Raw genomic sequence first — 7633 nt, 5'->3', positions numbered from 1 at the left:
CCTTGGTGGTCGACTGGTGACCCTTGACCGGCGTATTGCTCCAGAGGCGGTAGCGGGGGCGTCGCTCAAGCACCTTGTTGTCCTGGATTGAGCGGGGAGGATAATCGAGTACGACCCCATTTCTGTGATGCATTTTTTCCAGTATCGATATATTGAGGGCTAGGCGGCTCACCGGGAAAACCGTGGTGCGTCACCCATATATTCCCCGTTTTTTCAGCTTACCTCACTTTATCTCAGAACCCATATTTCATTTATCTTTTCCCTGCTGCTCCTCTGCGCCTTGTTTGTATTGAAACGGATACGCATGCCTTTGCGAAGCATAAGTGGATTGCCCATTATCGAAGGATCCTCAGAATTTACCTTTACCGATGCTGCAAAGAGCAAATAGGTTACACCATCAACCGCAAGGGTCTGATTTGCCAAATCCACCGCTGTTATCGTACCACCACGTTCTATTGTGCTTGGAGTGTCAGCAGCCTGTCTGGCCACGGTTCCATTCTCCTTCACCCGAACCGACCATGCAGACTGCGGCAAAGCCAGCAACAAGACTGCAAAATATGTTATCAGTTTGATCGCTTTCACTATGCACCTCGTATTTTCCAAAACCATATGAATCTATTGTTGAATTATTTCTCGCCAAGAAACGCGCCTTCCAGAGGTCGTACTAGGAGGTAGTGGAACTTGTTGCGACTGAGTCGTAGCATCTGACTTGCGCACCAGCACAACGACTTGGCCGCTAGGTAACTGGATAAGCACTGGGCGACTTGCCAAAACGTTGCCCAAACTCATTCCTGACCAAGTTGTTGTAGATCCGGCCACCAAGCCCCCAGTCTGGTAATTAAGGAAATATAACCAACTGCTACCACCAGGTATGCAAACCGTGCTATTGGGAATATTGGACGTAAATACCAACGCCCCTAGGGCAAGGGCAGGATCAGTGTTGACGCGTTCGCCGGTAGTAGGAAGGTCAACATACCAGCCTTTTTTCACGGTAAGGTCAACCGCATTGCTCGAAATCGTGCGCGTCAATCCATCGCCCGAAGTCGTAACGGTCTGAACCTGCAAGTTATTGCGTAAAGGGTCTGGGAGCGACGCCGTGAGTGTATCCACCAAACCATACATGGTTTGAGTTTGCGTAGCATGCGAGTTCTCCGTTTTTCCATCGGTGCAGCCGCCCAACGGACAGGGAACGTCCGTATCCCCCAAGTATTGTCCCGTTCCGACGTAAATGAAACGATATGCGATGCCGCCAGACATGATTTTAGCAAGCTCTGGGGCGGAGGTAACAGGCTGGGTGGCACCACTTTCGTCCTTAAGGACCGCGAACCTAGATACACCCCAGCTACTAACTGAATTTCCTGTGAAATCAAAACGCCACACATTGCCCATGAGGTCACCGCCATAGACATAATCGGTAGTGTTATCTACGTCCGTGTTTTCCACATATGCGCTGATTTGCGCCAGTCCACATGGAGTAGACGACGGCGTAGTGGCACAACCGGTAGTCGGTATGTCCTTAATTAGATCCCCTGTCATAGGGTTCAGAACGAATAGATGGCCTAATCCATCGCCGCCGCTATCGCCAGCATTGGTACCATTGTTGTATCCGGAAGTCACCAACACCACCCAGCCCTTTGCCGCGGTTTTAACGATGATCGGTTTGCCAAAGGTATAGCCGGTATTTTGTTTGGCGGTTATTCGCTGCGCAGAATTTTTGACACTATTGGGGAACTCCCACAGCACCTTACTGGCGACAGCCGCCTCATCGGCGGCGTCTGGATTAGTTACGTCCAAGGCGTAATATCCATTTCCGCCTTTTCCCAGTCCACCCACCAGAATCGTATGCCATTCATTGCCGCCGCCTGTAAGACAACAGTTCTTAAAATCAACATCCCCAGACACTGGTGTTCCATCTACATAATACTTATGGGTAAAGCTGGCCTTCTCGCTTAAATTATTGAGATTGGCCATAAGCAGATTGGGGATGTAAGCCCAAGTTTCTGTCCCTGATGTCGCGCTTATGGCATGCAGCATGCCATCGTTCGCCCCCTGATAGATAGTACGTGCTCGGCTCGCATTGGATTCTTTGAAGGTGGTGGTAGAACCCATGTAGCCAGCATCCCCATAATTCGCGCTGGGCTCCCTGACCATCACAGGCTCGGCATTCACGACGTCGCCCATCAAGTGCGCCCGCACCCGGTAGGGGAGGCCGGTCCCTTCTCCGCTACGGTCTCCGCGCAGGTAGGCCAATACCGCAGCTCCATCGACCGGCGACGCAGTTGGCGAATTAAGCAAGGTTTGCTGCGCGGAACTTAATTTGGTTGCGGTAGTTGCCGAGGTCGGCTGGAACTGAATCCCGCCGATGGCGCCCGCCGTATCAGTGGAAGTCACAATTTTTCGCGTGGCGGATGTCAGCAAGTCCAGCTGGTCTTGCGCCGACCAAAGCGAGGTGGTCAGCGGCACACCCGTGTCAACGTTGATCGAATAGGCATTCAAGTCGCCCGTCCAAGTTCCGGAATTATAGCTGGAAGCGTAGGACGTGTTGTCAGTCGAAGTCACGTGGGCATTCGCCACAGCCACCGCGGCAGCCGCGCCGATCTTGGCAGTAATGCTGTCAGTGATGGCAGATATTGCATTCTGAAAGCTGGTCGCGTTGCTGGCAAGGTAGGCAGATCCGGTGCCGCCGTAACTCGCCATCGCGTTCATTACTGATAATGCGCTGGCATTGGCAACAGTATCACCCAATGCGACGACGTAAGTTTGGATGTCATAGTTCTGAGGAACGGATGTGTTTGAGGGGGTGGCTGTGGTCGTGCGTAAAGCGGTTACCGAATTGATCGCATCCTGAGCGGCAGTGCCAAAGCTGCCTGTTGTACAGGAATTGCTAGTGGCACTCCAAGCGCACGTATTAGCGCGGTCCGCGGCCGAATACAACGTACCGTCCGTCTTACCAGTAGGCAGCCCATCGGTGACCATCATGACAAAATTTTGCTGACAGGAATATTGAATTGGACTGGCATGACCCTGATACGAAGTCGAAAAGTAGGTCTTGGCTGAGTCCAGCGTCCCTTTGAGGGGAGTGAACACCGCTCCATTTTTAACTTCGCTGGTGGAACTGTTGGTCTCACTCGCGAGCAATGCTTGCAGATTATTGTAGTGAGTTGTGGAATCGGCCTGAACGGCTTCATTAAGGTTGCCATACCCGGTGATGGCGGAAAGGTAACCCCAAGCTCGCCGCATGTATAGCTGGCGTGTGATGGGGGGATTAGCAGGGAGAAAGCCTGCGTCGGTTGGCGTAAAGGTAAGCGTACAGTTACCACAGCCAAAGGGATCGCCGGAAAAGCTGGCTGTAGTCCATGAATTCACGGACGAGTGTGAGCCATAAAATTTGTAGCCCGAACCTGTTCCCGAACTAAGCCCCCATGCGACAGTGTACGTTCCAGTGTCATAAAGAACGTCGAGAATATTGGGGTTGTCGCTGGAGAGGTCGTAGGTTACATAGTTCCCCCCCGTGAACGGTTGAGGATTTGCTACGCAACTACGTCCCCCGTTTGACGCAGAAACGCCTGGGATGGGCGGATAACCTGCTGGGACACCAGCAACATAGCCAACGCAGTCATCGGTAAACACCATCCCCGTATCACTGCCCATGTAATAAACCCAGGTATTATATAAACCGGGCGTGGAAGACATGCCATAGGTCATCAGCCCCCAGTTAAAAGCGGTACGGTAACTTGTGATGGAATTACGCATGACCTGGCGGCCAATGTTTCCCCGGGTGCTGGGGTCGCTGCCGGCAACCAGCGACCCACTCATATAGGCATCCATGGATTCGGAATTGTCATAGACCACCAGCACGTTCGGCGTCACTGCATTTTTCACGGCCATCGGGACATTCGCAATATCCGTGGAAGCAGCTTCGGCGATTATGGAGAATTGGCTCAAACACAGTATAGATATGCCAATAATGCCAATTTCACGCCACAATCCAACAGAGTTATTCATGACTTTTGCTCCTTGAGTGAGCCCACTGCGCCCGGAACAGAGCACACACGGCAACGGCTATAAAGCGAGAATCGTTTGCGCATAACTCACCGTATTACGTGGACCAATCACCTGCACCGTGACACGGTAATAAACTGAGGCGGACCCAGAAAACACGATAGCATATGCTTTCTTGCTCCCACCTCCTTGTGGGGCGTCTGAGAGACACTTGCCTTGAATATTGGTTACAGGCAATGTACCGTCACATAGACGATCGATCACATATTTTACTTGGTAATCGCCAGCGCACGCGATAATTGCACCAGTTGTATCCCGGCATGGCACAGCGCTCCACGTGATTGTAGTTGGGATGCCATTGCTATCAGTCGGTTGCCGTAATGCGAAATACTGATTCACAATATTGGCATCCCGGCTTGTAGAAACGATGCCAGGCAAAGCGCCAAAGGCCAGTTCGACGCCGACGTCCGTATATTGCAAGGAGCCTTGTTTGAAGGCGAAATTTCCGGAGATCAGGTTGGATGTGTCCACTGACCTGACCAGTGCAATTCCGGCCAGTGTCATCGCTACCAGTGCAATGAGCGCGAGAAACAGCACCACGCCATGCTGCGCACTATGTCGGCCGTATAACAAACCGCGATTCATAACCTGGCGCGGGGCCAAAGCAAGATGTTTCATATATTTGCCCATATGACATTCCGTATAGGAATAATGGTTTGGTATACCTTGTAGCGGTAGCACTGCCAATTCGCATCGGCGGTCAGGTCAACGGCTGGCCCGCCGTTCCACGAAATCGGGGCTGTCGTCGTGGTATCGCATGCGCCATTCGCCATGCTGGGCTTTTCCATTTGGGTGCTCCGCGCCACGATGGCGACGCGTACAGCTTTGATGCGTGCGATCTCTGCCGCAGTCGGATTGGCCCAGTCGGTACCAGCACAAGCATTACCTGTTGCATCTGTCCAGCAATTGACCGCCTGGTTCGCTGGCGCAACGCCGGGTGGCGCCACACCGTATTGCGCCTGAATATTGACTATATTGCTCACCAGATCGAGCGTAGGGTTGGGATTTGTGGGAGAGCAGCCATTGTTGGCCTGATTTAGATCCTGCAAACGCAAGCTATTGTTTGTTACCTGATAACGCCGGTTAATAAAGTTCCCCATATTCAGCACCACAGACTGAGGGGAGATTGTATATCCTCCCGGCGGAAACAAAGTACCGTTGAACCCCCCCGGTGGGTCATAAAGAGACTGTCCGCTACTGGTCAATACGTTATCGCCATTCGCCGTAGTGTGTATTCCTGTAACCTGCATCCGGGTGCAGGAAGCACCAGTGCTCGGGGTCGCCAGAAGAATGAAGTCGCAGGTGTTGATTCCCGATGCATCATTAACGGTAAGAACGTTGGACGGGGTCGGCATATCAACCACAATTCTCGCTGGTGCGCTTCCGAATGCCGATGAACTGAATAGCACATCAATCGTGTCAGAACCGGTGCCACCATCGGTAATTATAACCGGAGCCATGGACTGATCCAGCGTAACGGCACCGTTGTAGTAGGTATTGATTTTGGTGCAAGCCAATGAGCCACTGTTGGTTATGCCATAACCAGCCATGCGAATATCTGTTTCAAGCATATGCATGGCGACCAGTCCGTTCGTCTGGGCATCGGCGCCATTTGTAGTGGTTCTTTTTTGACCCTCAAAAACCGCGAGTGTTTGTGTTATCGCCAAGGTTGTCAGTAGGCCGATAACCAGTGCCACCATGATTTCGATCAAGCTGAAGCCCGCAGACTTATTTTTAATTCCAGAGCATATCATTTTCATTTACCCCTGAATCTGGGCCGTAGCGACGAAATTGTGTGGGGTAGTTTCCTGCGGTGCTTGCCAGCAAACAGAGACTGTAACCACATTGTTAGCGCCGATGATGATTTGCTGTTTCGCTGCCGCGGCGCCTGGCAATGAACCGAGAACTGTGCCTGGCTGACTGACACTACCAATCCACGCCACCACATTTGCATTCGTGGAAGCAGCACCAGTAGGATTGCACGGGATTCCTGAAGGATAGTTGCTATAGCTGGCGATGTTGGGACGGTCCGCCCATATTTGCCCGATAATCTGGTTAGCGAGGTAACTGGCGTCCGCACGGGACTTGGCGTCGGATGTGTTCTTGATCGAGGCCGCCTGCATGCCTACCAGAGCAAGAATACCCATCGAAAAGATCAATATTGCAATCAATCCTTCCAAAAGCATCGAGCCTGATTGCCGAGATAAGTTTTTTATTAGGGGGAGTAATGGCATTTCATAAACCTCAGGCGCACCCTTGCGGGTTGGAGGCCAGAACTAAAGCCGGATCGCACATGCGTATCATCCCGCCGGGCGAAACCAGAATTCTCAAGGGTCGATCCGCACCTGCATTTGTAATGTTGATCGCAATAGAAGCAGCAGGAATTGGACTTAACCGGCCAAGACCGGTAAATGTGAAAGCATTTTGCCCCGCATTTATCGACACATTGCTGGAGCCTTCACCACGAGCACGCCCCTGAATAAAGTCAGAGACCGTGTAAACACCCCCGCTCTGAAACACTCTGACGACCCAGTTCCGGCCAGTAGTGCTAGCCGTAACACTATTAACATTTGCTTCAGCCGGTGAACTGTCGGTCAAAACAAATTGCACCGGAGTATTTCTGCGCACAGCCTCTCCGCGAGCCAGTTGCAGACCATTTTGAATAGACTCGGCCGCCGTCCGGATCTGTGTATTCTGAATCCAGGTGCCATAGCCAGGCATACCCAACGTTATTGCTATCCCAATAATAGCGATAGTGATTATCAGCTCAATAAGAGTAAAGCCATGCTCACTGTTTTTAGGCAGCGCGCTCAACATGAGTCCCCCTTTTTAATGATCCAGCACGAAGCGCCGTTGCCCCAAGGTGTAGCCGAAGTCTTGGTGTTGCTTTGGTTGATTGTGTAGCTATAGGTACTGAGGCTGCCAATTCCTGTTGCAGTTATTGTAAATGCCGTCGCACTCAATGGATTGCAAACATAAGTGAAATACTTTGTTGCTGCAGGACAAGGGCCGTTTGCATATGTGCGGTTATCCTGGTAGTACTGTTCCAATTTAACCCGCCCGTCGGAAAGAAAATTCGTAGCATCCACCAACTTTGAACGGGTAACGTAATCGTTGTATAAAGGTAAAGCGATAGCAGCTAATATTCCAATGATCGCCACGGTAATCATTACTTCAATTAGCGTAAAGCCTATGATTCGCCCTATCGGCTTGCCGTAGCTATTCATCGTGCCGTCCTTGTGGTTTTGAGTTGATAATATAAAGATAATGAATTATGGCCAAGATTGCCAGCACTGAATGACAAACGGGAATTTTTTCCAGACGAGCGGTGCAAAGAAGAGGGCAGCCCCCTTTGGATACTTGAGCGTTTCCCTCACCCGCCTTCCCTCACCCCTGGCACCTCTCCCGGAGGGAGAGGGGGATGAGGTCTCGCTGCGCGAGTTTCGTTAACATTCCCGCAACGGGCCTTGCCTGCCTCCCTACTGCCAGCCAAAGCGGCGGGTGTAAAAGCGCTTCATGCCTTGCGTCAGCACCATGTAGCCGGCCAGGATGGCGGCCAGAATCGGGAAAT

The 7633-nt window shown here is 51.8% G+C and carries 7 protein-coding genes; all 7 read right to left on the bottom strand.

Features of this window, described 5'->3' with window-relative positions; all coding sequences use genetic code 11:
* Nucleotides 1-228 precede the first annotated feature (228 nt).
* From PHE17_RS21100 to PHE17_RS21070, 7 genes are read right to left on the bottom strand one after another with little or no spacing between them, the layout of a single operon-like run.
* Complete coding sequence (locus PHE17_RS21100) at nt 229-582, bottom strand: hypothetical protein (protein WP_301017904.1); 354 nt, start codon at nt 580-582, stop codon at nt 229-231.
* Nucleotides 583-615: 33 nt separating this feature from the next.
* On the bottom strand, nt 616-4005 hold the full coding sequence (locus PHE17_RS21095; protein WP_301017903.1) for a PilC/PilY family type IV pilus protein: 3390 nt from the start codon (nt 4003-4005) through the stop codon (nt 616-618).
* A 57-nt stretch (nt 4006-4062) separates the two neighbouring features.
* Nucleotides 4063-4692, bottom strand: a complete 630-nt coding sequence (locus PHE17_RS21090; RefSeq protein ID WP_301017902.1) for a hypothetical protein — start codon at nt 4690-4692, stop codon at nt 4063-4065.
* Complete coding sequence (locus PHE17_RS21085; RefSeq protein ID WP_301017901.1) at nt 4677-5822, bottom strand: PilW family protein; 1146 nt, start codon at nt 5820-5822, stop codon at nt 4677-4679. Before PHE17_RS21085 ends, PHE17_RS21090 begins: the two co-directional genes overlap by 16 nt.
* Nucleotides 5823-6296 carry a hypothetical protein gene (locus PHE17_RS21080; protein ID WP_301017900.1) on the bottom strand — a complete coding sequence of 158 codons (474 nt, stop codon included), beginning with the start codon at nt 6294-6296 and terminating at the stop codon, nt 5823-5825. It abuts the gene before it with no gap.
* Nucleotides 6297-6306: 10 nt separating this feature from the next.
* Entirely contained in the window at nt 6307-6879 is a 573-nt protein-coding gene (locus PHE17_RS21075) for a GspH/FimT family pseudopilin (RefSeq protein WP_301017899.1), read from the bottom strand.
* Nucleotides 6873-7289, bottom strand: coding sequence for a type IV pilin protein (locus PHE17_RS21070; protein WP_301017898.1), 417 nt, complete (start codon nt 7287-7289; stop codon nt 6873-6875). The genes PHE17_RS21075 and PHE17_RS21070 overlap by 7 nt, the downstream gene beginning before the upstream one ends.
* Between the last annotated feature and the right edge of the window lie 344 nt (nt 7290-7633).

Origin of the sequence: Thiothrix sp., assembly GCF_028714775.1 — a bacterium.
GTDB lineage: Bacteria > Pseudomonadota > Gammaproteobacteria > Thiotrichales > Thiotrichaceae > Thiothrix.
This window is presented reverse-complemented; position numbering and strand designations above follow the sequence as displayed.

What these genes read in the sequence shown, in the direction of transcription:
- PHE17_RS21070 (WP_301017898.1), bottom strand. Translation starts at nt 7,289, where the DNA reads ATGAATAGCTACGGCAAGCCGATAGGGCGAATCATAGGCTTTACGCTA.
- PHE17_RS21080 (WP_301017900.1), bottom strand. Translation starts at nt 6,296, where the DNA reads ATGCCATTACTCCCCCTAATAAAAAACTTATCTCGGCAATCAGGCTCG.
- PHE17_RS21075 (WP_301017899.1), bottom strand. Translation starts at nt 6,879, where the DNA reads ATGTTGAGCGCGCTGCCTAAAAACAGTGAGCATGGCTTTACTCTTATT.
- PHE17_RS21095 (WP_301017903.1), bottom strand. Translation starts at nt 4,005, where the DNA reads ATGAATAACTCTGTTGGATTGTGGCGTGAAATTGGCATTATTGGCATA.
- PHE17_RS21085 (WP_301017901.1), bottom strand. Translation starts at nt 5,822, where the DNA reads ATGAAAATGATATGCTCTGGAATTAAAAATAAGTCTGCGGGCTTCAGC.
- PHE17_RS21090 (WP_301017902.1), bottom strand. Translation starts at nt 4,692, where the DNA reads ATGGGCAAATATATGAAACATCTTGCTTTGGCCCCGCGCCAGGTTATG.